Raw genomic sequence first — 255 nt, forward strand, 5'->3', positions numbered from 1 at the left:
CGCGGCGAACTGAAACATCTAAGTAGCTGCAGGAAAAGAAATCAACCGAGATTCCCAAAGTAGCGGCGAGCGAAATGGGAAGAGCCTGTACGTGATAGTCGGACCGATAACAGAATCCTCTGGAAATAGGAGCCATAGTGGGTGATAGCCCCGTATGTGAAATCGGACCGGTGGTACTAAGCGTACGACAAGTAGGGCGGGACACGTGACATCCTGTCTGAATATGGGGGGACCATCCTCCAAGGCTAAATACTC

The 255-nt window shown here is 51.4% G+C and carries 1 rRNA gene; it reads left to right on the forward strand.

Annotated elements, in window-relative coordinates:
• Positions 1-255: ribosomal RNA gene (locus GCN74_RS28495) — 23S ribosomal RNA — on the forward strand; the annotation flags it as partial.

The sequence above is a fragment of the Janthinobacterium sp. FT14W genome (assembly GCF_009208755.1).
Taxonomy (GTDB): Bacteria; Pseudomonadota; Gammaproteobacteria; order Burkholderiales; family Burkholderiaceae_D; genus Janthinobacterium; species Janthinobacterium violaceinigrum.